Source organism: Pseudomonas sp. HMSC067G02, from assembly GCF_001813485.1.
Classification (GTDB): domain Bacteria; phylum Pseudomonadota; class Gammaproteobacteria; order Pseudomonadales; family Pseudomonadaceae; genus Pseudomonas; species Pseudomonas aeruginosa.
Genome location: NZ_KV812657.1, coordinates 1 through 23,320, shown reverse-complemented (window position 1 = coordinate 23,320; position 23,320 = coordinate 1). Strand labels below are relative to the sequence as shown.

At 67.2% G+C, this 23,320-nt stretch carries 26 protein-coding genes and 2 pseudogenes; 19 read left to right on the top strand and 9 right to left on the bottom strand.

Annotation, left to right across the window (positions count from 1 at the left end; translation table 11 throughout):
• Positions 1-28: 28 nt before the first annotated feature.
• Positions 29-1,483 (bottom strand): TrkH family potassium uptake protein, encoded by a 1,455-nt coding sequence (locus tag HMPREF2914_RS10565; protein ID WP_003091497.1) that lies wholly within the window; start codon positions 1,481-1,483, stop codon positions 29-31.
• A 157-nt stretch (positions 1,484-1,640) separates the two neighbouring features.
• On the opposite strand from HMPREF2914_RS10565, the gene HMPREF2914_RS10560 reads away from it, so the two are divergent.
• A complete protein-coding gene (locus HMPREF2914_RS10560; protein ID WP_003130476.1) occupies positions 1,641-2,012 on the top strand; it encodes a YkgJ family cysteine cluster protein in 372 nt (123 codons plus the stop codon).
• A gap of 64 nt (positions 2,013-2,076) precedes the next feature.
• The gene (locus HMPREF2914_RS10555) at positions 2,077-2,637 is read left to right on the top strand and encodes an NAD(P)H nitroreductase (RefSeq protein WP_003130478.1); all 561 of its coding nucleotides are present in this window, start codon (positions 2,077-2,079) and stop codon (positions 2,635-2,637) included.
• Here the strand turns inward: HMPREF2914_RS10555 and HMPREF2914_RS10550 are convergent.
• The 7 genes from HMPREF2914_RS10550 to HMPREF2914_RS10520 form a co-directional block, all read right to left on the bottom strand.
• Positions 2,618-3,094 (bottom strand): hypothetical protein, encoded by a 477-nt coding sequence (locus tag HMPREF2914_RS10550; RefSeq protein WP_003130479.1) that lies wholly within the window; start codon positions 3,092-3,094, stop codon positions 2,618-2,620. The genes HMPREF2914_RS10555 and HMPREF2914_RS10550 overlap by 20 nt on opposite strands.
• Before the next feature lie 43 nt (positions 3,095-3,137).
• Positions 3,138-4,475, bottom strand: a complete 1,338-nt coding sequence (locus tag HMPREF2914_RS10545; RefSeq protein WP_023091532.1) for a sensor histidine kinase — start codon at positions 4,473-4,475, stop codon at positions 3,138-3,140.
• 114 nt (positions 4,476-4,589) lie between these two features.
• A complete protein-coding gene (locus tag HMPREF2914_RS10540; RefSeq protein ID WP_003091492.1) occupies positions 4,590-5,030 on the bottom strand; it encodes a Spy/CpxP family protein refolding chaperone in 441 nt (146 codons plus the stop codon).
• A 128-nt stretch (positions 5,031-5,158) separates the two neighbouring features.
• Entirely contained in the window at positions 5,159-5,836 is a 678-nt protein-coding gene (locus tag HMPREF2914_RS10535) for a response regulator transcription factor (RefSeq protein WP_003091491.1), read from the bottom strand.
• A 10-nt stretch (positions 5,837-5,846) separates the two neighbouring features.
• Positions 5,847-6,215 carry a hypothetical protein gene (locus tag HMPREF2914_RS10530; RefSeq protein ID WP_003111064.1) on the bottom strand — a complete coding sequence of 123 codons (369 nt, stop codon included), beginning with the start codon at positions 6,213-6,215 and terminating at the stop codon, positions 5,847-5,849.
• Between the two features lie 175 nt (positions 6,216-6,390).
• Positions 6,391-6,690: a YciI family protein gene (locus HMPREF2914_RS10525; protein WP_003091489.1), complete on the bottom strand. Its 300-nt coding sequence runs from the start codon at positions 6,688-6,690 to the stop codon at positions 6,391-6,393.
• A 1-nt stretch (position 6,691) separates the two neighbouring features.
• Positions 6,692-7,279, bottom strand: a complete 588-nt coding sequence (locus HMPREF2914_RS10520) for a septation protein A (RefSeq protein WP_003091488.1) — start codon at positions 7,277-7,279, stop codon at positions 6,692-6,694.
• A 215-nt stretch (positions 7,280-7,494) separates the two neighbouring features.
• On the opposite strand from HMPREF2914_RS10520, the gene HMPREF2914_RS10515 reads away from it, so the two are divergent.
• The 6 genes from HMPREF2914_RS10515 (at position 7,495) to HMPREF2914_RS10490 (ending at position 11,984) form a co-directional block, all read left to right on the top strand.
• Complete coding sequence (locus tag HMPREF2914_RS10515; RefSeq protein ID WP_023091533.1) at positions 7,495-8,382, top strand: PHP domain-containing protein; 888 nt, start codon at positions 7,495-7,497, stop codon at positions 8,380-8,382.
• A complete protein-coding gene (locus tag HMPREF2914_RS10510; protein WP_003091486.1) occupies positions 8,379-9,008 on the top strand; it encodes an L-threonylcarbamoyladenylate synthase in 630 nt (209 codons plus the stop codon). The genes HMPREF2914_RS10515 and HMPREF2914_RS10510 overlap by 4 nt, the downstream gene beginning before the upstream one ends.
• A 172-nt stretch (positions 9,009-9,180) precedes the next feature.
• A complete protein-coding gene (locus HMPREF2914_RS10505) occupies positions 9,181-9,933 on the top strand; it encodes a segregation and condensation protein A (RefSeq protein ID WP_003124353.1) in 753 nt (250 codons plus the stop codon).
• 144 nt (positions 9,934-10,077) lie between these two features.
• A complete protein-coding gene (gene scpB / locus HMPREF2914_RS10500; RefSeq protein ID WP_023091534.1) occupies positions 10,078-11,076 on the top strand; it encodes an SMC-Scp complex subunit ScpB in 999 nt (332 codons plus the stop codon).
• An 80-nt stretch (positions 11,077-11,156) separates the two neighbouring features.
• Complete coding sequence (locus HMPREF2914_RS10495; protein ID WP_003114836.1) at positions 11,157-11,687, top strand: hypothetical protein; 531 nt, start codon at positions 11,157-11,159, stop codon at positions 11,685-11,687.
• Between the two features lie 114 nt (positions 11,688-11,801).
• Positions 11,802-11,984 carry a DUF1289 domain-containing protein gene (locus HMPREF2914_RS10490; RefSeq protein WP_003091481.1) on the top strand — a complete coding sequence of 61 codons (183 nt, stop codon included), beginning with the start codon at positions 11,802-11,804 and terminating at the stop codon, positions 11,982-11,984.
• A gap of 6 nt (positions 11,985-11,990) precedes the next feature.
• Here HMPREF2914_RS10490 and gap read toward each other — a convergent pair whose 3' ends face one another.
• On the bottom strand, positions 11,991-12,995 hold the full coding sequence (gap, locus tag HMPREF2914_RS10485) for a type I glyceraldehyde-3-phosphate dehydrogenase (RefSeq protein ID WP_003111068.1): 1,005 nt from the start codon (positions 12,993-12,995) through the stop codon (positions 11,991-11,993).
• Between the two features lie 129 nt (positions 12,996-13,124).
• Here gap and edd point away from each other — a divergent pair, with 129 nt between their 5' ends.
• The 11 genes and pseudogenes from edd to HMPREF2914_RS32345 form a co-directional block, all read left to right on the top strand.
• Positions 13,125-14,951: a phosphogluconate dehydratase gene (gene edd / locus HMPREF2914_RS10480; RefSeq protein ID WP_003091478.1), complete on the top strand. Its 1,827-nt coding sequence runs from the start codon at positions 13,125-13,127 to the stop codon at positions 14,949-14,951.
• A gap of 102 nt (positions 14,952-15,053) precedes the next feature.
• On the top strand, positions 15,054-16,049 hold the full coding sequence (locus tag HMPREF2914_RS10475; protein ID WP_003114838.1) for a glucokinase: 996 nt from the start codon (positions 15,054-15,056) through the stop codon (positions 16,047-16,049).
• Positions 16,050-16,083: 34 nt separating this feature from the next.
• Entirely contained in the window at positions 16,084-16,812 is a 729-nt protein-coding gene (gene gltR, locus HMPREF2914_RS10470) for a two-component system response regulator GltR (RefSeq protein WP_003091475.1), read from the top strand.
• Positions 16,813-16,835: 23 nt separating this feature from the next.
• Positions 16,836-18,257, top strand: coding sequence for a two-component system sensor histidine kinase GtrS (gene gtrS, locus HMPREF2914_RS10465; RefSeq protein WP_003130488.1), 1,422 nt, complete (start codon positions 16,836-16,838; stop codon positions 18,255-18,257).
• Between the two features lie 57 nt (positions 18,258-18,314).
• A pseudogene (locus tag HMPREF2914_RS33155) lies at positions 18,315-18,428 on the top strand (DUF559 domain-containing protein); the annotation flags it as partial.
• Positions 18,429-18,499: 71 nt separating this feature from the next.
• A complete protein-coding gene (locus tag HMPREF2914_RS33150) occupies positions 18,500-18,595 on the top strand; it encodes a DUF559 domain-containing protein (protein WP_347815602.1) in 96 nt (31 codons plus the stop codon).
• 186 nt (positions 18,596-18,781) lie between these two features.
• Positions 18,782-20,044 carry an ABC transporter substrate-binding protein gene (locus HMPREF2914_RS10460; protein WP_003091472.1) on the top strand — a complete coding sequence of 421 codons (1,263 nt, stop codon included), beginning with the start codon at positions 18,782-18,784 and terminating at the stop codon, positions 20,042-20,044.
• Between the two features lie 100 nt (positions 20,045-20,144).
• Entirely contained in the window at positions 20,145-21,077 is a 933-nt protein-coding gene (locus HMPREF2914_RS10455) for a carbohydrate ABC transporter permease (RefSeq protein WP_003091471.1), read from the top strand.
• A complete protein-coding gene (locus HMPREF2914_RS10450; RefSeq protein WP_003111072.1) occupies positions 21,070-21,915 on the top strand; it encodes a carbohydrate ABC transporter permease in 846 nt (281 codons plus the stop codon). Before HMPREF2914_RS10455 ends, HMPREF2914_RS10450 begins: the two co-directional genes overlap by 8 nt.
• Positions 21,916-21,947: 32 nt before the next feature.
• Entirely contained in the window at positions 21,948-23,108 is a 1,161-nt protein-coding gene (locus HMPREF2914_RS10445; RefSeq protein WP_019485242.1) for an ABC transporter ATP-binding protein, read from the top strand.
• A gap of 43 nt (positions 23,109-23,151) precedes the next feature.
• Positions 23,152-23,320: pseudogene (locus HMPREF2914_RS32345) on the top strand (porin); the annotation flags it as partial.

Genomic DNA, 23,320 nt, shown 5'->3' with positions numbered 1-23,320 from the left:
GAGCCATTGCAGACAGGCCCGTGAGCGCTCAGTGGCGCCAGAACGCCGGGGTCAGCAGGACCAGCACGGTGATGATCTCCAGGCGGCCGAGCAGCATGCCGGCGGCCAGCAGCCACTTGGCGGCGTCCGGCAGGCTGGCGAAGTTGCCCGAGGGGCCGATGATGGGGCCCATCCCCGGGCCTACGCCGGCCACGGTGCTGGCGGCGCCGGTGAGGGCGGTCATCCAGTCCAGGCCGATCAGCGACAGGCAGAGGGCGAGCAGGCAGACGACGATGGCGAAGAAGAACGAGAAGGTCAGGATCGAGCGGACGATTTCCTCGTCCAGGCGATGGCCGTTGTAGTTCTGCTTGAGCACCGCGCGCGGGTGGATCAACTGGTAGAGGTTGGCCTTGAGCAGGGTGTAGGCGACCTGGAAGCGGAAGATCTTGATGCCGCCGGCGGTAGAGCCGGAGCAACCGCCGATGAAGCCGAGGTAGAAGAACAGCATGATCGAGAAGTGCCCCCACATGCTGTAGTCGCCGAGGGCGAAGCCGGTGGTGGTGACTACCGAGGTGACATTCACCGCGACGATGCGGAAGGCATCCATCCAGGGCAGCTTGGAGGTTACCGCGTACCAGGTGCCCATCAGCAGCCAGGTCACCAGCAGCAGGCCGAGCAGGCCGCGGACCTGCTGGTCCTTGATCAGCGCCTTGCGGTGTCCGCGCAGGGTGGCGACGTAGAGCGCGAACGGCAGGCTGCCGAGGATCATCACCACTACCGCGGTCCAGTGCACCGCCGGCTGCTTCCACTTGGCCAGGGATTGGTCGGAGGTGGAGAAACCGCCGGTGGAAATCGCCGACATGGCGTGGTTGACCGCGTCGAACGGGCTCATGCCGGCGCCCCAGAAGGCCAGGCTGCCGAGCAGGGTGATGCCGACATAGGTGGCGACGATGTACTTGGCGACCATGTGCGAGCGTGGCAGGACCTTTTCCGAGCGGTCCGAGGATTCGGTCTGGAACAGGCGCATGCCGCCGATCCGCAGCATCGGCAGGATCGCCACGGCCATGGCGATGAAGCCGATGCCGCCCAGCCAGTGCAGCAGCGAGCGCCAGATGAGGATGCCCGGGGACATGTCGTCCAGCCCGCTGAGCACGGTGGAGCCGGTGGCGGTGATCCCCGACATGCTTTCGAAGAAGGCATCGGTGTAGCTGATGTGCTGCTGCAGGACGAACGGCAGGGCGGCGAAGATGCATACCAGCACCCAGCTCGATACGGTGAGCATGTACATGTCCCGCGGGCGCAGGTGGACATGCTCGGGACGCCCCGGCAGGACTAGGCCGAGGCCGGTGACGAAGGTGGCGACGCTGGACCAGATGAACGCCTGGATGCCTTCGGTACGGTCGAAGGCGAGCATGGTCAGGATCGGGACCAGCATGCTGGCGGCCAGAGTGATCAGGAAGATGCCGATGATGAAACCGAGGATGCGTAGGGTCGGCAAGGCCATGGATCGTGGGGCTCTGGGCGGTGGCGGACCGGTCATTCTACCAGCCGTCCGCGGAGAGTAAATCTGCCGCTGCGCCCCTCTTCACAGCAGCCGCGAAATCGCTAGAATCTCGCTTCGCCCGCCGGCGCTCGCCGGTTTCTCTGGTGTTCTGCCAACCATGTCGACTGACAATCCGTGTCTTACCTGCGGCGCCTGCTGTGCGCATTTTCGTGTGTCTTTCTATTGGGGCGAGTGCCGTTCCGCAGGCGGCGTCGTACCCGACGAACTGACCGTCCGCATCAGCCCGCAGATGGTCGCCATGAGCGGTACCGAGAACAAGCCGGCGCGCTGCGTCGGGCTGCTCGGCGAGGTCGGTTGCGGTGTTCGCTGCACCGTCTACGAGCAGCGCTCGAGTACCTGCCGCGAGTTCGAGGCGGCCTGGGTCAACGGCCAGCCCAACCCGGCCTGCGATGCCGCGCGCGCCGCCTACGGCCTGCCACCGCTGACCCCGCCGCTGCAGCCGCACCTGGCGCCGGGCCGGGTCGCCTGAGAGCGGGCGTGAGCCTGGCGATTGCGTCTACAATGGCGATTTCGTTTCTGACAGGAGTTCGCCCATGGAGGCTCTCGACGCCTTGCTCACTCGCGTTTCCCACGCCCGCCTGAGCGATCCCGCGCCCTCGCCGGAGCAGCTCGACCGGCTGTTCCGGGTCGCCTTGCGTGCCCCGGACCACGGGCAACTGCGGCCCTGGCGCTTCATCGTGGTAGAAGGCGAAGGCCGCCGGGCCCTGGGCGACCTCTACGCCCGCGCCCTGGCGAGCCGCCAGCCGGACGCCGCCGAGGAAGCGCTGGCCAAGGCCCGCAACATGCCGCTGCGGGCACCGCTGCTGGTCGTGGCGGTGGCCTGCCTGCAGGATCACCCGAAGGTGCCGCATGGCGAGCAACTGCTGGCCGCCGGATGCGCTGCCCACGGCCTGGTGCTGGGCGCCTATGCCCAGGGATTGGGGGCGATGTGGCGGACCGGCGAGATGGCCACCGATCCGGTGGTGCACGCCGGCCTGGGGCTCGGCGAGCAGGAGCGGATCATCGGCTTCGTCTACCTGGGTACGCCGATGGGCGAGTTGCGCACGCCGACGGAACTCGACCCGACGGCCTTCGTCAGCGCCTGGCCGGGCTGAGCGGCAACAGCAGGCGTACGCACCAATACGCGCCCTGAGCGTGCCAGAGCAGTCGTCCGCCCTGCCAGCCGGCCAGTCGTCGGGCGGCTTCCACGGCCGCCGGCAGCCAGCGCCGGCCTTCTTCCGCCTGGCCGAGGATGTCCAGGCGCAGCCGGCCGTGGCGCGCGTCCAGCGCCGGATTCAGCGTGATGCGCTGCCACGGGCGGGCCTGCGCGGCGCCGCCGAGCAGGCCGTAGAGCGCCTCGTGCAAGGCCGGGCGCCAGCTTTCCAGCGGCCAGGTGCCGCGCTCCGGCAGGTTCAGGTCGAGGCGCGCCCAGCGTTGCCGCAGTTGCTGGGCGACCTGTCCCAGCTCGACCGCCAGGACCAGCGATTGCGGCTCGTCGCCGGGAAGCTCCGGCGGCGCGATGGCCTGGGCGAGCGGGAGTTCATCGAGGAACAACGAAGCGGGGAGAGTCATGCCGGATGCTCCTGGGGGAAGTGTCGCGCATCGGGGCGCGGCGTCATTCGGTCGCCTTGCGCCGTAGCGGCAGGCTGAGGGTGGCGATGAAGCCGCCGTCGGGATGGTTGCCCAGGCGCAGGTGCCCGCCGTGGCGCTCGATGGCGCGGCGGGCGATGGCCAGGCCCAGGCCGTGTCCCGGGCTGCTCTGGTTGGGTGCGCGGAAGAACGGTTCGCCCAACTGCTCCTGCAGTTCGACGGCGATGCCTGGCCCATGGTCGCGGACGCTCAGGCGCAGGTAGTCGCCGGCGCTGCTGGCACGCACCTCCAGGGGTTGGCCGACGGGGTTGAAGCGCACGGCGTTGCGCAGCAGGTTGTCCACCGCGCGTTCGAACATGTCCGGCCAGCCGTCGATGCTCAGGTCAGGCGCCACTTCCAGGCGGATATCCTGTTCCGGAGCCAGCAGCAGGGCGTCTTCGCGCAGCCGCTGGAGCAGCGGCAGCAGGGCGATCCGTTGGCTCGCGCCGGGTTCGGCGTCGAGCCGGGCGAGGGCGAGGATCTCGCCGATCAGTGCTTCCAGGCGGTCGCATTCCTGTTCCAGGCGCGGCCACATCTGCGCCCGCGCTTGCGGTTCGGCGCGCTCGGCCAGGGCCAGGGCGATGCGCAGGCGCGCCAGCGGCGAGCGCAGTTCGTGGGACACGTCGCGGAGCAACTGTCGCTGGCTGCCGATCAGGCTTTGCAGGCGTTCGCCCATGCGGTTGAAATCACGCGCCAGGGTGCCCAGTTCATCGCCGCGCCGCGCCAGGCGGGCCAGGCTGTCCTTCTGGTAGGTGGTCTGGCCGAGGTCGTGCACGGCGCGCCGCAGACGGTTCAGCGGACGGGTGATGGACAGCGTTAGCAGCAGGCTGAACAGGGTCAGCACCACCAGTGCGATGCCCAGCGCGCTGAGCGGCCAGAGCAGGCTGCCGCGGTGCCAGGCCTCCAGCTCCGGGTGCGGGATGCGGTAGATGAACAGATAGGTATGGTTGCTCTGCGGGCTGACGTATTCCTGGCTCAGTTGGCGCCAGGGGAAGCGCGGCAGGTTGCGGTCGCTGGTGCGCGGCGGGCGGTGGCGGGGGCGCGGCAGGTAGGTGCCATCGACCAGGCGCTGGCCGCTTTCGTCGAGCACCTGGATGGAAATCCCGTAGTCGCGGCGGCGTTGCTCCAGCAAGCCCTGGGCCGCGTAGCTGCCCTGTTCTTCGTAGAGGGCGGTCCACTGCTCGGCGAGATCCTTCAGGCCGGGATGGCGGGCGATGATCCAGGTGTCCTGGTTCAGCGCGCGACCCAGCAGGATGGAAAGCCCGGCTACCAGCAGCAGGGCCAGCCAGAAGGCGGCGAGGATTCGCCAGAAGAGTGAACGCATGGTTTTCCTGTTGAATCGCATGTCGGGCCGGCCGCGTGGGTAAACCCCTAGGATATGCGATTCCGGCTGGTCGGAAGACCGCTACCGGAGGACCCGGTAGCGGTGGCTCGGACGTCAGTTGGACTTCTTGTCGGCCTTCCATTGCTGGAATTCGGCCCACTCTGCCTTGCGCTGCTCGCGCTTCTTCTGCAGTTCGTCGAACTTCTTCTGCTGCTCGGGGGTGAGCAGGGCGCGGATGTCCTTCTGGGTCTTCTCGTGGCTGGCCTTGAGTTCGTCCTTCAGGGCCTTCTGCTCGGCCGCCGGCAGCTTGGCCAGGTAGCGCTGGGTGATCTCGTGGCGGGCCTTCATCTGTTCGCCCATCAGTTTGCCCATCTGCTGGCGCTGTTCGCGGGTCAGGTTCAGTTCCTTCATCGGGCCGCCATGCCGGGGACCGTGCTGGCCCATCATGTGGCCGCCTTCCATCGGCGGGGGCGGCAGGTCGTTGGCGGCGGGCGCGGCCATGGCGAAGGTCGGCAGGGCGGCGGCGATGAACAGGGCGGTTAGCGTCTTGCGCATGGTGTTTCTCCTTTCTGGGTCCGGCCATTTACCGGATGAGCCCAGTCTAGGGAGGTCAAGGTCAAGCGCGGTCAGCCCTGGGTAAAGCTTGGGTAAAGACCCTGTGTCGGCGGGCTGACGAAACCCGCTCAGTGGCTGTAGTAGTAGCCGCGGCCGCGCAGGGCGAGGATGCGCGGGCTGCCGTCGGGGTGGCTGCCGAGCTTCTTGCGCAGGTTGCTGACGTGCATGTCCAGGCTGCGGTCGTAGAGGGTCAGCTTGCGGCCCAGCGCCAGTTGCGCCAGGGCCTGCTTGTCCAGCGGTTCGCCGGGCTGGCGCAGGAGCGCTTCGAGGATGCGGCTTTCGGAAAGGGTCAGGCTGATCTCCTGGCCGTCGATCTGTGCCACGCCGCGCGTCAGGTTCAGCGACAGGTCGCCCAGTTGCATCTGCGCGCTGGGCTGCGCCGGGTGGGTTCGCCGCAGCACGGCGCGCAGCCGTGCGGTGAGTTCGCGCGGGTCGCAGGGCTTGGCCAGGTAGTCGTCGGCGCCCAGTTCCAGGCCGAGGATGCGGTCCAGCGGCTCGCCGCGGGCGGACAGCATCAGCACCGGCAGGTCGGGATGGTCGCCGCGCAGTTGCTTGAGCAGTTCCAGGCCGCTGCCGTCCGGCAGCATCACGTCGAGCACCACGGCATCCGGCGTCTGCTCGGCGAGGGCGCGACGGGCCTGGGCGCCGTCGTGGCTGGCACGCACGGAGAAACCTTCCTGGACCAGCCAGGTACCGAGCAGCTCGCAGAGCTCCCGGTCATCGTCGATCAACAGCAGTTCGCTCATCGGGTGTCGCTCAATTGATCCATTCGCGTCGCTGTCGCCGGCGGCCGCGGCTCAGGGCGCCGAGGACGAACGCGAGCAGGGCGGTGGCGGCGCCGGCGACATACCAGGTCTGCTCTTCTGTGAGCAGCGGCGGTTGCCGCTGCGCCTGGGCCGCCTGCAACTGCTCGCGCAGCTGGCGGTTCTCCTGGCGCATACGACTGACCAGTTCGTCGCGCTGGCGTTCCGTTTCCACCAGGCGGCGCTCCAGTTCGGCGGTAGCCTGCGCAATGGAAGGCTGCGCGGCTGGAATCGGTGCTGGCGCGGGTTCCTCGGCCTGGGCCAGGGAAGCTCCCAGGCTCAGGCTCAGCAGCAGGCAATGGGCAGTGGATGGACGCATCATGACTCCTTGTACCGATGAAGCGACGGATTGCACTGTCTTCCGGTTCGCCCTTCCGGCTCGGCGAAAGCGCCGGACCGGCCTGGTTGCGCTGCGGCGGGCACCGGAAAGCGGCGTCCGGTGCGAAAACGTTTGCCGGGAGGGCGACCGGGCCGGCCGCCGGTACCCGGCGACTGCCTCAGGGCAGGACTTTCTTGAACGGCTTGACCACCACCTCGGCATACACCCCGGCGGCCCGGTAGGGGTCGGCCTCGGCCCAGCTCTGCGCCGCGGCCAGGGAATCGAATTCGGCGACGATCAGGCTGCCGGTGAAGCCGGCGGCGCCCGGGTCGTTGCTGTCGATCGCCGGGTGCGGGCCGGCGAGTACCAGGCGGCCTTCTTCCTTCAGCTGTTCGAGGCGGGCCAGGTGGGCCGGGCGGCTGGCCAGGCGGCGTTCCTGGGAAGCGGGGATGTCACGGGCGATGATCGCGTAGAGCATGTCAGTCCTTGGGCTTTTCGCCGGTATCGGCGTCGTGCAGGTGGCGAGCCAGGAACAGGCCCTGGCCAATCAGGAACAGCAAGGTCATGCCGAGGCTGCCGAACACCTTGAAGTCCACCCAGAAGTTCGGATAGGTGAAGACCACGTACAGGTTGGCGAAGCCGCACACCAGGAAGAACACCACCCAGGCGATGTTCAGGCGCACCCAGAGGCCCTGCGGCAACTGGATGGCATGGCCCATGATGCGCTGGATCATCGGCTTGTCGCCGATGAAGTGACTGCCGGCGAAGGCCAGGGCGAACAGCCAGTTGACCAGCGGCGCCTTCCATTTGAGGAAGGTGTCCTCGTGGAAGGCCAGGGTCAGGCCGCCGAGGACCAGGCAGGCGCCGAGGGTGAACCACTGGCTCTTTTCCAGGTGGCGGTGCTTGAGCCAGAGGGCGCCGTAGACGATCACCGAGGCGAGGATCAGGGTCGCGGTCGCGCCGTAGATGCCACTCAGATTGAACCCGGCGAACTCGACGTTCTGAGGGTCTATCTTGTAGACGATGAAGAACAGGATCAGTGGGATGAAATCGATGAATTGCTTCATGGTGGCAGTCAGGACACGGTTGAAGCGGCATAATAGCAACCTCTGGATGTTCTGAAACAGTCATCCTGTCTTTCCGAATGCGTCAGGCCTGTGCCGCAGGCGCATTCGCCAGGTGGAGCAGGCTCCCCGGACCCATGAACGGTACGTCTCGATACCGCGAGGCAGCGAATCGGCGTTGCTTCATCACCATTCTTCACTGGAATCAGGATTCAGCCATGCGTGTCGATCTGCATTGCCACAGTACCGCCTCCGATGGCGTTCTCGCGCCCGCCGCCCTGGTGCAGCGGGCCCACGAGAAAGGCGTCGGGCTGCTGGCGCTGACCGACCACGACACCCTGGAAGGCCTGCCGGAAGCCCACCAGGCGGCCGCTCGAGTCGGTATCGAACTGGTCAACGGCGTCGAGCTGTCCTGCACCTGGGGTGGCGCCACCATCCATGTGCTGGGCTACGGTTTCGACCTCGACGCCGCTCCCCTGCGCCAGGCCACCGAAGCCCTGCACCGCGGCCGCTGGGCGCGCGCCGAGGAAATCGACCGACGGCTGGCGGCCAAGGGTATGCACGGGGCGCTGGAGGGCGCGCGGGCGATCCAGCGGGCCCTGGGCGATAGCGGCAACGCGCCGGCGCGGCCGCATTTCGCCGAGTTCCTGGTCCAGGGCGGCTGGGTCAAGGATCGCGCCGACGCGTTCCGCAAGTGGCTGGGGGCCGGCAAGCTGGGAGACGTCAAGCAGCACTGGCCGACCCTGGAGGAAGTGGTCGGCTGCCTGCGCGAGGCGCGCGCCTGGATCAGCCTGGCGCACCCGTACCATTATGATTTCACCCGGACCAAGCGCCGGCGCCTGGTCGCCGACTTTCTCCAGGCCGGCGGACACGCCATCGAGGTGGTCAATGGCGTGCAGCCGGCCGAACAGGTCGGTACCCTGTCGATCCTGGCCCGCGAGTTCGGCCTGATGGTCACCGCCGGCAGCGATTTCCACGCGCCGGGCGACTGGTCCGAACTGGGCATGTACCGTGCGGTTCCAGAGGACCTTCCGGCCATGTGGCCGCGTTTCGCCAGGCATTTTCGCGATACCGAACGTCATTCCGAAGCCAAGGGGGCCGAATGAGCCAGTTCTTCCAGATCCATCCGGAAAATCCCCAGCCACGGCTGGTCAAGCAGGCGGTGGAAATCGTCCGCCAGGGTGGGGTGATCGTCTATCCCACCGACTCGTCCTATGCCCTGGGCTGCCGCATCGGCGAAAAGACCGCGGTGGATCGCATCCGCCGCATCCGCCAACTGGACGACAAGCACAACTTCACCCTGGTCTGCCGCGACCTTTCCGAGCTGGGGGTCTATGCCAAGGTCGACACCGGTCTGTTCCGCCTGCTCAAGGCGCACACCCCCGGTCCCTACACCTTCATCCTCAGCGCCACCCGCGAGGTGCCGCGCATGCTCCTGCACCCCAAGCGCCGCACCATCGGCCTGCGCGTGCCGAACTGTCCGATCGCCCGGGCGCTGCTGGAGGAGCTAGGCGAACCGCTGATGAGCGTGAGCCTGATCATGCCCGGCAGCGGCGAGCCGCTGAACGATCCCTATGAAATGCGCCAGGTATTGGAACACCAGGTCGACCTGATCGTGGACGGGGGCTATGGCGGCGGCGAGGCCTCCACCGTGATAAGCCTGACCGACACCGATCCCGAAGTGATCCGCGTGGGTTGCGGCGATCCGGCGCCGTTCATGCAGCCGGCCTGAGCGCCGCCCGAATCCGCCCACCACGAGCCTACCGATGCAGGACGATAACCCGGCCAACGCCGACACCCCTCCAGCCGAACCCGCCGCCGAGCGGGTGCCGCTGCAACTGGCGCTGGTCTACGGCGAGGCGGTCACCGAGCTGCCGCAGGACCTCTATATCCCGCCGGACGCGCTGGAGGTTTTCCTCGAGGCCTTCGAGGGCCCGCTCGACCTGCTGCTGTACCTGATCCGCAAGCAGAACATCGACATCCTGGATATCCCGGTGGCGGAAATCACCCGCCAGTACATGGGCTATGTCGAGCTGATGAAGGCGGTGCGCCTGGAGCTGGCGGCCGAGTACCTGGTGATGGCGGCGATGCTGGCGGAGATCAAGTCGCGCATGTTGCTGCCGCGCTCGGCGGAAGCCGAGGAGGAAGAGGAAGATCCGCGGGCCGAGCTGATCCGCCGCCTGCAGGAGTACGAACGGTTCAAGAAGGCCGCCGAAGACCTCGACGAACTGCCCCGGGTCGGCCGCGACGTGCTGGTGCCGGCGGTGGCTGCTCCCGAGGCGCGGGCGCGCAAGCTGCTGCCGGAGCTGGCGCTGCAGGAGCTGATGCTGGTGATGGGCGAGATGCTGCGCCGCGCCGACCTGTTCGAGAGCCACCAGGTGACCCGCGAGGTACTGTCCACCCGCGAACGCATGAGCGAAGTGCTGGAGCGCCTGAAAGGCGGTGCCTTCGTGCCGTTCATCCAGTTGTTCACCCTGGAGGAGGGCAAGCTCGGCGTGGTGGTCACCTTCATGGCGATCCTCGAATTGGTCAAGGAGCAGATGGTGGAACTGGTGCAGAACGAGGCTTTCGGCGCCATCCATGTGCGCCTGCGGATAGCCCGCGAAGCGGAGGAAGGCGAAACCCTGGAGGAAGCCCTGGAAGACGATTTCGAGTGATCGCGCCGCGCCGCTGGCCGTTCGTCACCCTGCGGACGGTCAGCTTTTCCGAGCTTCCGGCTTCGCTGCCTGCCGTGGCCTGTTAAGCTGCATGCCCGATTCCGCTATCTTTCCCTCTTCCTGGCTCCGGTATCCGTTGCGACGATGAACCTGTCCGATCCCCACGAACTCGCCACCCTGCTCGAAGGCATCCTCCTCGCGGCCGGCAAGCCGCTGTCGCTGGAGCGCCTGGCCGAGCTGTTCGACGAGGCCGAGCGGCCGGAACCGGGGCAGTTCCGCGACGCCCTGGCGATCCTGGCGCTGTCCTGCGCGGGGCGTTCCTTCGAGCTGAAGGAAGTCGCGTCCGGGTATCGCCTGCAGATTCGCGAGCGTTTCTCGCCGTGGGTCGGCCGCCTCTGGGAGGAGCGTCCGCAGCGCTATTCGCGCGCACTCCTGGAAACCCTGGTGCTGATCGCCTACCGCCAGCCGATCACCCGTGGCGAGATCGAGGAGATCCGCGGCGTGGCGGTGAACACCCAGATCGTCAAGACGCTGATGGAGCGGGAGTGGATCCGCATCGTTGGCTACCGCGAGGTGCCGGGGCGCCCGGCGATGCTGGCGACTACCAAGGCGTTCCTCGATTATTTCAACCTGAAGAGCCTCGACGAGCTGCCGCCGCTGTCGGCGCTGCGCGAGATGGAGCCCGAGCCGGAACCGCCGGTCGAAGTGGCGCCCGCGGCGCAGCCACCGCGCGACGAACTCGACGAGGATGCGATTCCCGCCTCGATCCAGGCCCTGGCCGATCGCGCCATCGCCGAGGCCGGGGAAAGCCTCGAGGAGATCGAGGGGGAGGCCGGCGAGCCGGAGAAACCGCGCGAGGAAACCAGCTTCCGCAGCCTGCTGCTGGAACTGGACGAGATGGAGCAGGGCTTGAAGACCGACTTCGACGACCTGCTCGACCCTCCGGAGCCCTCGGTGCAGGGCGACGAGTCCGCCGAGCCAGCGGCTGGGCCGATTCCCGTGGCCGCGGAACAAGCCGTCGAGCCTGCCGTCGCGGAGGTTGTCGCGGGCGCCGATCCCGATGACGAAGAGCGCGCCCTGGCGGAGGCCATGCGCGAGGAGCGCGAGGCACTGGACGCCGACGATGACTGGCCGCGCCGCTGACCGTCGTTCCACCCTGTAGAATTCATCCGGCCGCGCCGGCGAGGCCGGCCCGCTCCGTTTCATCGACCCTGGAACTCCCCATGAAAGAGACCCTGAACGAACTGATCACCCTCATCAGCACCGGCTGCATGGGCGCCGAGGAGATCCGGCGGATCGCCGACGAGGCGGCCCAGGCCTACGCCGATCCGGCAGGGTTCCTCGCCGCCAACCCGGACATCAACTACGACGACAGCTTCCCGATCCCGCTCGGCGAGTGGGTGGTGGTCGGTAGCCTGCCGGATATCGTGCTGTTCCAGGCCGATACCTATGCCGAGCTGTTCGCCCGGATCGTCGCCTCCTTCGGCAAGGACGTGGCGTTCAACATCAAGCCGAAGCAGTTGCTCAAGACCGAGCCGCTGGTCGCCCTCAACCGTATCCAGGTGCAACTGAGCAGCATGTATCCGGAAAAGGGCGGCTACGTGCTGGTGGATTTCAGCGAGCCGCTGGACGACGAGTTGCAGGCGGTGCTGGTCTATACCCAGGACCTGCCGCGGGTCATGGCGCTCTGCGTCGAGGCCGGCATCTATGCCGCGCCTGCCTACGAAAGTCTGCGCGACGCCGAGGCCGAGTGACCGCGGGCCGCTCGATCGGCCCGATAGTCATTTCCTCCTGGACGCCGGCCCGCCGCCTGTCGTGAAGTGACGGGCGAGGACCGGTTGCGGTCCGCGCCGAAAAAGGGGGAACGCTTGAAAAGTCCTTGCATCAATATCTGTGAGTTCGATGCCGACGTGTGCCGTGGCTGCGGGCGTACGCGCCAGGAAATCCGTGCCTGGAAGCGCGCGGACAAGGCCGAGCAGCGACTGATCCTCGCCGAGGCCGACCTGCGCCTGCTGGCGTTGCAGGCGCGCGGTCGGCGCAAGTTCCGCTGAGGCGCGTCAGTCGCGGGCGGCGGCCAGCGCCAGGGCGCTGTCCAGCATGCGGTTGGAGAAGCCCCACTCGTTGTCGTACCAGGCCATCGCCTTGACCAGCCGGCCGCTTACCTTGGTGTGGTTGGCGTCGAAGATCGACGAGCGCGGGTCGTGGTTGAAATCCACCGACACCAGCGGCTGGGTGTTGTAACCGAGCACCGGAGAGCCCTCGCTGGCTTCGCGCAGCAGGCGGTTGACCTCGTCTACGCTGGTATCCCGGGCCACCTGCACGGTGAGATCGACCAGCGACACGTTGATCACCGGCACCCGCACCGCCAGCCCGGTAAGCTTGCCGGCGAGTTCCGGCAGGACCTGGCCGACCGCCTCGGCGGCGCCGGTCTTGGTGGGGATCATCGACTGGGTCGCCGAACGTGCGCGGTACAGGTCCGGGTGGTACACGTCGGAGAGGTTCTGGTCGTTGGTGTAGGCATGGATGGTGGTCATCAGGCCGTGCTCGATGCCCAGCTCGCGATGCAGCACCTGGGCCACCGGTGCCAGGCAGTTGGTGGTGCAGGAGGCGTTCGAGACGATCCGATGGGAGGCGCGCAGCACCTCGTGGTTGACGCCGTAGACCACGGTGGCGTCGACGTCCTTGCCGGGCGCCGAGATCAGCACCTTGCCGGCGCCGGCCTGCAGGTGGGCGGCGGCTTTGTCGCGGCTGGTGAAGAGCCCCGTGCACTCGAGCACGATGTCCACGCCGAGGCTCTTCCAGGGCAGTTCCGCCGGGTTGCGGATGGCGCTGACGGCGATGCGGTCGCCCATCACCCGCAGGCTTTCGGCATCGTGCTCGACCTCGCCGGGAAAGCGTCCATGGACGCTGTCGTACTGGAACAGGTGGGCGTTGACCGCGGCGTCGCCGAGGTCATTGATCGCCACTACCTGCAACTGTTCGCGGTAGTGGCCGGTATACAGGGCGCGAAGAACGTTTCGGCCGATGCGACCGAAGCCGTTGATGGCCAGGCGGATAGTCATAATGAGGTCGTCTCTTTTCTATTGTTGTGGTAAAAACCATTACATTTCGTCCAGAAAGAAAAGTAAACATCCTTCAACCGATGATTATGTTGTAAAAACAACAATTGATAGTCTGTAGGAGAATCTGCCATGCACCCTCGTGTGCTCGAAGTCACCCGCCGCATCCAGGCCCGTAGCGCGGCCACTCGCCAACGCTACCTCGAGATGGTCAGGGCGGCGGCCAGCAAGGGGCCGCACCGCGGCACCCTGCCGTGCGGCAACCTCGCCCACGGGGTCGCGGCCTGTGGCGAAAGCGACAAGCAGACCCTGCGGCTGATGAACCAGGCCAACGTGGCCATCGTTTCCGCCTACAACGACATGCTCTCGGCGCACCAGCCGTTCGAGCGCTTTCCGGGGCTTATAAAACAGGCGCTGCACGAGATCGGTTCGGTCGGCCAGTTCGCCGGCGGCGTGCCGGCCATGTGCGACGGGGTGACCCAGGGCGAGCCGGGCATGGAACTGTCGCTGGCCAGCCGCGACGTGATCGCCATGTCCACCGCCATCGCGCTGTCTCACAACATGTTCGATGCGGCGCTGTGCCTGGGCGTCTGCGACAAGATCGTGCCGGGCCTGCTGATCGGCTCGCTGCGCTTCGGCCACCTGCCCACCGTGTTCGTCCCGGCCGGGCCGATGCCGACCGGCATCTCCAACAAGGAAAAGGCCGCGGTGCGCCAACTGTTCGCCGAGGGCAAGGCCACTCGCGAAGAGCTGCTGGCCTCGGAAATGGCCTCCTACCATGCACCCGGCACCTGCACCTTCTATGGCACCGCCAATACCAACCAGTTGCTGGTGGAGGTGATGGGCCTGCACTTGCCCGGTGCCTCCTTCGTCAACCCGAACACCCCGCTGCGCGACGAACTCACCCGCGAAGCGGCGCGCCAGGCCAGCCGGCTGACCCCTGAGAACGGCAACTACGTGCCGATGGCGGAGATCGTCGACGAGAAGGCCATCGTCAACTCGGTGGTGGCGCTGCTCGCCACCGGCGGCTCGACCAACCACACCCTGCACCTGCTGGCGATCGCCCAGGCGGCGGGCATCCAGTTGACCTGGCAGGACATGTCCGAGCTGTCCCATGTGGTGCCGACCCTGGCGCGCATCTATCCGAACGGCCAGGCCGACATCAACCACTTCCAGGCGGCCGGCGGCATGTCCTTCCTGATCCGCCAGCTGCTCGACGGCGGGCTGCTTCACGAGGACGTACAGACCGTCGCCGGCCCCGGCCTGCGCCGCTACACCCGCGAGCCGTTCCTCGAGGATGGCCGGCTGGTCTGGCGCGAAGGGCCGGAACGGAGTCTCGACGAAGCCATCCTGCGTCCGCTGGACAAGCCGTTCTCCGCCGAAGGCGGCTTGCGCCTGATGGAGGGCAACCTCGGTCGCGGCGTGATGAAGGTCTCGGCGGTGGCGCCGGAACACCAGGTGGTCGAGGCGCCGGTACGGATCTTCCACGACCAGGCCAGCCTGGCCGCGGCCTTCAAGGCCGGCGAGCTGGAGCGCGACCTGGTCGCCGTGGTGCGTTTCCAGGGCCCGCGGGCGAACGGCATGCCGGAGCTGCACAAGCTCACGCCGTTCCTCGGGGTCCTGCAGGATCGTGGCTTCAAGGTGGCGCTGGTCACCGACGGGCGCATGTCCGGGGCGTCGGGCAAGGTGCCCGCGGCCATCCATGTGAGTCCGGAAGCCATCGCCGGCGGTCCCCTGGCGCGCCTGCGCGACGGCGACCGGGTACGGGTGGATGGGGTGAACGGCGAGTTGCGGGTGCTGGTCGACGACGCCGAATGGCAGGCGCGCAGCCTGGAGCCGGCGCCGCAGGACGGCAATCTCGGTTGCGGCCGCGAGCTGTTCGCCTTCATGCGCAACGCCATGAGCAGCGCGGAAGAGGGCGCCTGCAGCTTTACCGAGAGCCTCAACGGCTGGCGCTGATTCTGATAGGTCGATGTCCGCCGGCGCTTGGCTGGCGGCTGTCTCTCCGGCAACATCTGCCGACCGTCCCGCCCTGGCGCGGGGCATTGCGGTTCAACGACGATGAATAACGACAACAAGAGAAGCGCCGGCGGCCTCGGCCTGGTCGGCGATATTGGCGGCACCAATGCGCGTTTCGCGCTCTGGCGCGGGCAGCGCCTGGAATCCATCGAGGTGCTCGCCTGCGCCGACTACCCACGGCCTGAACTGGCCGTGCGCGACTACCTGGCGCGGATCGGCGAATCGGTGGCGAACATCGACTCGGTCTGCCTGGCCTGCGCCGGTCCGGTTGGGGCGGCCGATTTCCGTTTCACCAACAACCACTGGGTGATCAATCGCGCCGCGTTCCGCGAGGAGCTGGGGCTGGATCACCTGCTGCTGGTCAACGACTTCAGCACCATGGCCTGGGCCGCCTCGCGGCTGGGCGCGGACGAGCTGGTGCAGGTCCGGGCCGGCAGCGCCCAGGCGGATCGCGCCCGGCTGATCATCGGTCCCGGCACCGGCCTTGGCGTCGGCAGCCTGCTGCCGCTGGGCGGGGGACGTTGGGAAGTGCTGCCCTGCGAGGGCGGGCATGTCGACCTGCCGGTCACTTCGCCGCGCGACTTCGCGCTCTGGCAGGGCCTGCAGGCGCGCTACGGACACGTCTCCGCCGAGCGCGCACTGTCCGGCAACGGCCTGCTCGCCCTCTATGAAATCAGCTGTGCCCTGGACGGGGTCGCCGTCCGCGCGAGCAGTGCGGCGGAAGTCGGTGCCCTGGCCATGGCCGGCGACGCCCAGGCGGACGCCGTGCTGGAGCACTTCTTCCTGTGGCTGGCGCGGGTCGCCGGCAACGCGGTGCTCACCGTCGGCGCGCTCGGTGGCGTCTACATTACCGGCGGCATCGTCCCGCGTTTCCTCGAGCGCTTCATCGCCAGCGGTTTCGCCGAGGCCTTCGCCAGCCGTGGCAAGACCAGTGGCGCTTACCTGCAGGACGTACCGGTGTGGGTCATGACCGCCGAACATCCGGGCCTGCTCGGCGCCGGCGTCGCCCTGCAGCAGGCCCTGGACGCCGAGGGCTGAGTCGGCGTCGAGCAACCGCATAAGGAGGAGCCTCGTGAGCGCGAACGGACGATCGATCCTGCTGGTGGACGATGACCAGGAGATCCGCGAATTGCTGGAGACCTACCTGAGCCGCGCCGGCTTCCAGGTCCGCAGCGTCTCGCGGGGCGCCGACTTCCGCCAGGCGCTGTGCGAGGAGGAGGCGAGCCTGGCGATCCTCGACGTGATGCTGCCGGACGAGGACGGCTTCAGCCTCTGTCGCTGGATTCGCTCCCACCAGCGCCTGGCCTGCATGCCGATCATCATGCTCACCGCCAGTTCCGACGAGGCCGACCGGGTGATCGGCCTGGAACTGGGTGCCGACGACTACCTGGGCAAGCCGTTCAGCCCGCGCGAGCTGCTGGCGCGGATCAAGGCCCTGCTGCGCCGCGCGCAGTTCACCCAGGTGCGCGGTGGCGACGTACTGGCTTTCGAGGACTGGCGGCTGGACACGGTCAGCCACCGACTGTTCCACGAGGACGGCGAGGAGTTCTTCCTCAGCGGCGCGGATTTCGCCCTGCTCAAGCTGTTCCTCGACCATCCGCAGCAGATCCTCGACCGCGACACCATCGCCAATGCCACCCGCGGCCGCGAGGTGCTGCCGCTTGAGCGCATCGTCGACATGGCGGTCAGCCGCCTGCGCCAGCGCCTGCGCGACACCGGCAAGGCGCCGCGGCTGATCCAGACCGTGCGCGGCAGTGGCTACCTGCTGGCGGCGCAGGTGCGGCCGCACCTGCAGCCATGAGCGAACGGCGGCGCTGGTCGCCGGTGCCGCGCTCGCTGCTCGGGCGCATGCTGCTCCTGACCCTGCTCGCGGTGCTGGTCGCGCAAGGGCTTTCCAGCCTGTTCTGGCTGTCGCACCTGCGCTCCAGCCAGCGCGAGGGCCTGCTCACCAGCTCGCGCAGCCTGGCCTACTCGATGGCGGCCAGCGTCAGCTACTTCCGTTCCCTGCCGCTCGGCTACCGTCCGCTGGTGCTCGACCAGTTGCGCAGCATGGGCGGTACGCGCTTCTTCGTCTCGCTGAACGACCGGCCGCTGGAGATGCGTGCCCTGCCGGACACGCCGAACAAGCAGGCGGTGCTGGAGATCGTCCAGGACGTGTTGCATCAACGCCTGGGCAAGGAGGTCGAGCTGCAGGTCGAATTCGTCAGTCCCGACGAGCTGCGCCTGTTCAACGGCGCGCTGAAGCTCGACGAGCTGCCGCGTTCCTGGGCGCACTACGCGCTGACCCTGGAGCCGGTGAACCCGCCGGTGCTGGTGACCCAGATCCGCATCGGCGACAGCGAGTGGCTGTACATCGCCAGCCTGATGCCGGCGCCGTACGTCAGCCTGGAACCCGAGGGACTGCAACCGCAGCAGGTGCTCTCGATCGTTTTCACCAGCCTGTTGCTGCTGCTTTTCACCGGTTTGCTGATGCATTGGCAGAGCCGTCCGCTCAAGCGCCTGGCGCGCGCCGCCCGCGACCTGGCCCTGGGCAGTCCGTCGGCAGCGCTGGAGGAACGCGGCGCCAGCGAACTGGTGGAGGTGGCGCGCGCCTTCAACACCATGCACGAGCGCATCGACCGCTACCTGAACGAGCGCGGACAGTTGTTCAGCGCCATCTCCCATGACTTGCGCACGCCGATCACCCGCCTGCGCCTGCGGGTAGAACTCCTCGAGGACGAGCGCTTGCAGGAGAAGTTCGGGCGCGACCTGGACGAGCTGGAACTGCTGGTGAAGGGCGCGCTGCAGTGCGTGAAGGACACCGATATCCACGAGAACGTCGAGCCGGTCGACCTCAACCTGTTGCTCCAGCACATCGCCGAGCCCTACCTGGCCGATGGCCGGGTGGAGGTCGTCGGTCGCGCCGCGGAGCCTTATCCGGGCAAGCCCCTGGCGCTCAAGCGCTGTATCGGCAACCTGCTGGACAATGCGCTGAAATACGGCGAACGCGCCCGCCTGAGCCTGGAGGACGGGCCGGAAGCGGTGGTGCTGCACGTCGACGACGACGGCCCCGGCGTGCCCGAGCAGCGCCTGGAACAGATCTTCGAGCCGCGCTTCCGCCTGTCTCCGCGAGGGCAGGGTTACGGGCTGGGCCTGGGCATCGCGCGCAACATCGCGCACACCCATGGCGGCGAAGTCAGTTTGCAGAACCGTCGCGAGGGCGGCCTGCGGGTCAGCCTGCGCTTGCCGCGCCTGGGGCTGGAGTGATGGGCTGGCTTGGCGGGCCCTTGAACGAGGCAGGTAGGCACGAGGTTCTCCCGTGTTCTGCGGCAGCCGCAGACAGAGGCGGAGCGGGCGCTATGGCGGTGTTTGCGCGGGCATCGATTGCTCGGGCTGAAGTTTCGTCGGCAGAAGGTTCTCGGGCCGTACATCGTCGATTTCGTCTGTCATGAGCGGATGCTGGTGATCGAACTGGATGGCGGGCAGCATGTGGGTTCGCCGGCCGATGCCTGGCTGGAGAGCCGGGGTTCAGGGTACTGCGGTTCTGGAACGACAACGTGCTGGCGCGCAGGGAGGTGGTGCTGGAGGTCATTCTCGTGTTGTAGGAGGTTTCTGTCGCGAAACCGCCTTGCCGAGTTCAAGTCCAGATTTTCCTGCTCTGCCTCAATCCCAATGTAACCACTCCGTGACAAACCCGGATCGCTTCGTTACCCGCGACGCAGAACGCTTGAATAGACTCGAAGCATTGCAAGCGCAGACTTGCTCCGAATAACAAGAAGAAGGTTTTCCTCATGAATGCGATCCGTCGCCTCTCTGCCGTCATCTGTCTTTCCTCCCTCTGTCTCTCCCCGCTGCTGGCCCAGGCCGGCGAAGTCGAAGTGCTGCACTGGTGGACCTCCGCCGGCGAGAAGCGCGCCGCCGAAACCCTGAAGAAGCTGGTCGAAGCCAAGGGCCACACCTGGAAGGACTTCGCCGTGGCCGGCGGTGGCGGCGAGGCGGCGATGACCGTGCTGAAGACCCGCGCGGTGTCCGGCAATCCGCCGGCCGCGGCGCAGATCAAGGGGCCGGATATCCAGGAGTGGGGCGAACTGGGCCTGCTCGCCGACCTCAACGCGGTGGCCGCCGAAGGCAAGTGGGACAGCCTGCTGCCGAAGCAGGTGGCGCAGATCATGAAGTACGACGGCGACTACGTAGCTGTGCCGATCAACGTACACCGGGTCAACTGGCTCTACATCAACCCGGAAGTGTTCAAGAAGGCCGGCGCCACCCCGCCGACCACCCTCGACGAACTGTTCGTCGCCGCCGACAAGCTCAAGGCCGCCGGTTTCACGCCGCTGGCCCATGGCAGCCAACCGTGGCAGGACGGCACCGTGTTCGAGAACCTGGTGCTGAGCAAGATGGGTCCGGAAGGCTATCGCAAGGCCTTCGTCGAACAGGACAAGGCGACCCTCACCGGAGCGCAGATGGTCGAGGTGTTCGCCGCGCTGAAGAAGCTCCGCGGCTACGTCGATGCCGACGCCGCCGGTCGCGAATGGAGCGCCGCCACGGCGATGGTGATCAACGGCAAGGCCGGGATGCAGATCATGGGCGACTGGGCGAAGAGCGAATTCACCGCCGCCGGCAAGGTGCCGGGCAAGGACTACCAGTGCCTGCCGTTCCCCGGCACGCAGAAGGCCTTCGACTACAACATCGACTCGCTGGTGATGTTCAAGCTGAGCAACGCGGAGAACCGCAAGGCCCAGGAAGACCTGGCGCGCAGCGTGCTCGATCCGTCCTTCCAGAAGGACTTCAACCTCAACAAGGGCTCCATCCCGGTTCGCCTGGACGCCGACATGGCGCCGTTCGACAGTTGCGCCCAGCAGTCGATGAAGGACTTCAAGCAGGCTTCCCAGGACGGCAACCTGGTGCCGAGCATGGCCCACAGCATGGCCGCTTCCAGCTACGTGCAGGGGGCGATCTTCGACGTGGTGACCAACTTCTTCAACGACCCCGCCGCGGACCCGCAGAAGGCCGCCCAGCAACTGGCGGCCGCCATCGAGGCGGCGGCGCAGTAAGTCCCTGGCGCGGAGCCCGGCCTGGGCTCCGCTCGATCCTCCCGACTGGCTCCGTGCCGCCGAGCGGCACGGGTGGGTTCCTTCGCACGCGAGAAAACGCATGGCGACCAATTCCCCTGTCTATCCCACGGCTCCGGTAGCGCCTCGTCGCGTCTCGCCGCTCGATCGCCTGCAAGGCTGGCTGCCGAAGCTGGTGCTGGCGCCAAGCGTGGTCGTGGTGCTGTTCTGCATGTATGGCTACATCGGTTGGACGCTGCTGCTGTCCTTCACCAACTCGCGCTTCATGCCCAGCTACAAGTGGGCCGGGCTGAGCCAGTACCAGCGCCTGTGGGACAACGACCGCTGGTGGGTGGCGAGCAAGAACCTGCTGCTCTTCGGCGGCTCGTTCATCGCCATCTGCCTGGTGCTCGGAGTGTTCCTCGCAGTGCTGCTGGACCAGCGCATCCGCCGTGAAGGCTTCATCCGCACCCTCTACCTGTATCCCATGGCGTTATCGATGATCGTCACCGGCACCGCCTGGAAGTGGCTGCTCAATCCGGGCCTGGGCCTGGACAAGCTGCTCCGCGACTGGGGCTGGGAAGGTTTCCGCTTCGACTGGCTGGTGGACCCGGAGCGGGTCGTCTACTGCCTGGTGATCGCCGCCGTGTGGCAGGCCTCCGGCTTCGTCATGGCGCTGTTCCTCGCCGGCCTGCGCGGGGTCGACCCGGCCATCGTGCGCGCCGCCCAGGTCGACGGTGCGAGCCTGCCGACCATCTACCTGCGCATCGTCCTGCCGAGCCTGCGCCCGGTGTTCTTCAGCGCGCTGATGATCCTCGCCCATATCGCGATCAAGAGCTTCGACCTGGTGGCGGCGATGACCGCCGGCGGGCCGGGTTATTCCTCCGACCTGCCGGCGATGTTCATGTATGCGCATACCTTCACCCGTGGCCAGATGGGGCTCGGCGCGGCGAGCGCGATGCTGATGCTCGGCGCGGTGCTGGCGATCGTGGTGCCTTACCTGTATTCCGAACTGCGAGGCAAGCGCCATGCGTGACGCGTCCCTGAACCCGACCTTCAGCGTCAGCCGCCTGGCCGTGCACCTGACCCTCTGGGGCGCCTGCGCGCTTTACCTGGTGCCGCTGCTGGTGATGCTGCTGACCAGCTTCAAGACGCCGGACGACATCCGCACCGGTAACCTGCTGTCGCTGCCCGACACCTTCACCGTCATCGGCTGGCTCAAGGCCTGGGACAGCGTCGGCGCGTTCTTCTGGAACTCGGTGCTGATCACCGTGCCCGGCGTGCTGATCTCCACCTTCATCGGCGCGTTGAACGGCTACGTGCTGTCGATGTGGCGCTTCCGCGGTTCCCAGCTGTTCTTCGGCGCGCTGTTGTTCGGCTGCTTCCTGCCGTTCCAGGTGATCCTCCTGCCGATGTCCTTCACCCTCGGCAAGCTCGGCCTGGCCAATACCACCAGTGGCCTGGTGCTGGTCCACGTGATCTACGGCCTGGCCTTCACCACGCTGTTCTTCCGCAACTATTTCGTGGCGATCCCGGATGCCCTGGTCAAGGCCGCGCGCCTGGACGGCGCCGGTTTCTTCACCATCTTCCTGCGCATCCTGCTGCCGATGTCCACGCCCATCGTGATGGTCTGCCTGATCTGGCAGTTCACCCAGATCTGGAACGACTTCCTGTTCGGCGTGGTGTTCGCCAGCGGCGATTCGCAACCGATCACCGTGGCCCTGAACAACCTGGTGAACATCACCACCGGGGTCAAGGAATACAACGTCGACATGGCCGCGGCGATGATCGCCGCGCTGCCCACGCTGGTGGTCTACGTACTGGCCGGCAAGTACTTCGTGCGCGGCCTCACCGCCGGCGCCGTGAAAGGCTGAGACGGGTCGCTGACCCCGGAGACGAACGAAACATGGCAACCCTCGAACTGCGCAACCTGCACAAGAGCTACGGCAGCGGCCTGGCCGATACCCTCAGGGACATCCGGCTGAAGATCGACTCCGGCGAATTCCTGATCCTCGTCGGGCCCTCGGGCTGCGGCAAGTCGACCCTGATGAACTGCATCGCCGGACTGGAGAGCATCACCGGCGGTGCGATCCTGGTGGACGGCCAGGACATCAGCGGCATGAGCCCCAAGGACCGCGACATCGCCATGGTCTTCCAGTCCTACGCCCTGTATCCGACCATGAGCGTGCGCGAGAACATCGCCTTCGGCCTGAAGATCCGCAAGATGCCCCAGGCCGCCATCGACGAGGAGGTGGCGCGGGTGGCCAGGCTGTTGCAGATCGAGCACCTGCTCGAACGCAAGCCGTCGCAGCTCTCCGGCGGCCAGCAGCAGCGGGTGGCCATGGGCCGGGCGCTGGCGCGGCGGCCCAAGGTCTACCTGTTCGACGAGCCGCTGTCCAACCTCGATGCCAAGCTGCGGGTGGAAATGCGCACCGAGCTGAAGCTGATGCACCAGCGGCTGAAGACCACGACCGTGTATGTCACCCACGACCAGATCGAGGCCATGACCCTCGGCGACAAGGTGGCGGTGATGAAGGACGGCGTCATCCAGCAGTTCGGCACGCCGCAGCAGATCTACAACGACCCGGCCAACCTGTTCGTCGCCAGCTTCATCGGTTCGCCGCCGATGAATTTCATTCCGTTGCGCCTGCAGCGCCGGGACGGACGCTGGACCGGCCTGCTCGATAGCGGCCAGGACCGTATCGAACTGCCGCTGAGCCTGGAGCCTGGCCTGGAGGAGGGGGGCGAGCTGATCCTCGGCGTACGGCCCGAGCAGATCGCCCTGGGCGATGGCAGCGCTGCCCATGACCTGCGTACCGAGGTCGAGGTGCTCGAACCGACCGGGCCGGACACCCTGGTCTTCGTCACCGTCAACCAGGTCAAGGTCTGTTGCCGCCTGGCGCCGGACGTCGCGCCGGCCGCGGGCAGCGGCATGAGCCTGCGCTTCGATCCCGCGCGGGTCCTGCTGTTCGACGCGCAGAGCGGCGAGCGCGTGGCCGTGCGCACGGCGGGCGTGGCGGCGGAGAAGGTCACCGCCTTGAACGGCAATCGCCAGAAGAACTCCTGAATCCTTTCGTACTGCCTAGACCACAACCACGAGGACGCTGGAAATGTACAAGAACAAGAAAACCAGACCGGCCGCCAGGACCGTTGGCTGCCTGTTTGCCCTTGGAGCGCTGGGCTTGGGGAGCGCGGCGCACGCCGCCGAGGCGTTCTCCCCGAACTCGAAATGGATGCTCGGCGATTGGGGCGGCAAGCGCACCGAGCTGCTGGAGAAGG

Coding starts and splice junctions, on each gene's coding strand:
- edd (WP_003091478.1), top strand. CDS start 13,125: ATGCACCCTCGTGTGCTCGAAGTCACCCGCCGCATCCAGGCCCGTAGC.
- HMPREF2914_RS10525 (WP_003091489.1), bottom strand. CDS start 6,690: ATGCTCTACGCGATCATCGCCCGTGACATCCCCGCTTCCCAGGAACGC.
- HMPREF2914_RS10520 (WP_003091488.1), bottom strand. CDS start 7,279: ATGAAGCAATTCATCGATTTCATCCCACTGATCCTGTTCTTCATCGTC.
- HMPREF2914_RS10510 (WP_003091486.1), top strand. CDS start 8,379: ATGAGCCAGTTCTTCCAGATCCATCCGGAAAATCCCCAGCCACGGCTG.
- HMPREF2914_RS10530 (WP_003111064.1), bottom strand. CDS start 6,215: ATGATGCGTCCATCCACTGCCCATTGCCTGCTGCTGAGCCTGAGCCTG.
- HMPREF2914_RS10450 (WP_003111072.1), top strand. CDS start 21,070: ATGCGTGACGCGTCCCTGAACCCGACCTTCAGCGTCAGCCGCCTGGCC.
- HMPREF2914_RS10495 (WP_003114836.1), top strand. CDS start 11,157: ATGAAAGAGACCCTGAACGAACTGATCACCCTCATCAGCACCGGCTGC.
- scpB (WP_023091534.1), top strand. CDS start 10,078: ATGAACCTGTCCGATCCCCACGAACTCGCCACCCTGCTCGAAGGCATC.
- HMPREF2914_RS10460 (WP_003091472.1), top strand. CDS start 18,782: ATGAATGCGATCCGTCGCCTCTCTGCCGTCATCTGTCTTTCCTCCCTC.
- HMPREF2914_RS10515 (WP_023091533.1), top strand. CDS start 7,495: ATGCGTGTCGATCTGCATTGCCACAGTACCGCCTCCGATGGCGTTCTC.
- HMPREF2914_RS10550 (WP_003130479.1), bottom strand. CDS start 3,094: ATGACTCTCCCCGCTTCGTTGTTCCTCGATGAACTCCCGCTCGCCCAG.
- HMPREF2914_RS10555 (WP_003130478.1), top strand. CDS start 2,077: ATGGAGGCTCTCGACGCCTTGCTCACTCGCGTTTCCCACGCCCGCCTG.
- HMPREF2914_RS10560 (WP_003130476.1), top strand. CDS start 1,641: ATGTCGACTGACAATCCGTGTCTTACCTGCGGCGCCTGCTGTGCGCAT.
- HMPREF2914_RS10565 (WP_003091497.1), bottom strand. CDS start 1,483: ATGGCCTTGCCGACCCTACGCATCCTCGGTTTCATCATCGGCATCTTC.
- HMPREF2914_RS10540 (WP_003091492.1), bottom strand. CDS start 5,030: ATGCGCAAGACGCTAACCGCCCTGTTCATCGCCGCCGCCCTGCCGACC.
- HMPREF2914_RS10545 (WP_023091532.1), bottom strand. CDS start 4,475: ATGCGTTCACTCTTCTGGCGAATCCTCGCCGCCTTCTGGCTGGCCCTG.
- HMPREF2914_RS10445 (WP_019485242.1), top strand. CDS start 21,948: ATGGCAACCCTCGAACTGCGCAACCTGCACAAGAGCTACGGCAGCGGC.
- HMPREF2914_RS10455 (WP_003091471.1), top strand. CDS start 20,145: ATGGCGACCAATTCCCCTGTCTATCCCACGGCTCCGGTAGCGCCTCGT.
- HMPREF2914_RS10535 (WP_003091491.1), bottom strand. CDS start 5,836: ATGAGCGAACTGCTGTTGATCGACGATGACCGGGAGCTCTGCGAGCTG.
- gap (WP_003111068.1), bottom strand. CDS start 12,995: ATGACTATCCGCCTGGCCATCAACGGCTTCGGTCGCATCGGCCGAAAC.
- HMPREF2914_RS10475 (WP_003114838.1), top strand. CDS start 15,054: ATGAATAACGACAACAAGAGAAGCGCCGGCGGCCTCGGCCTGGTCGGC.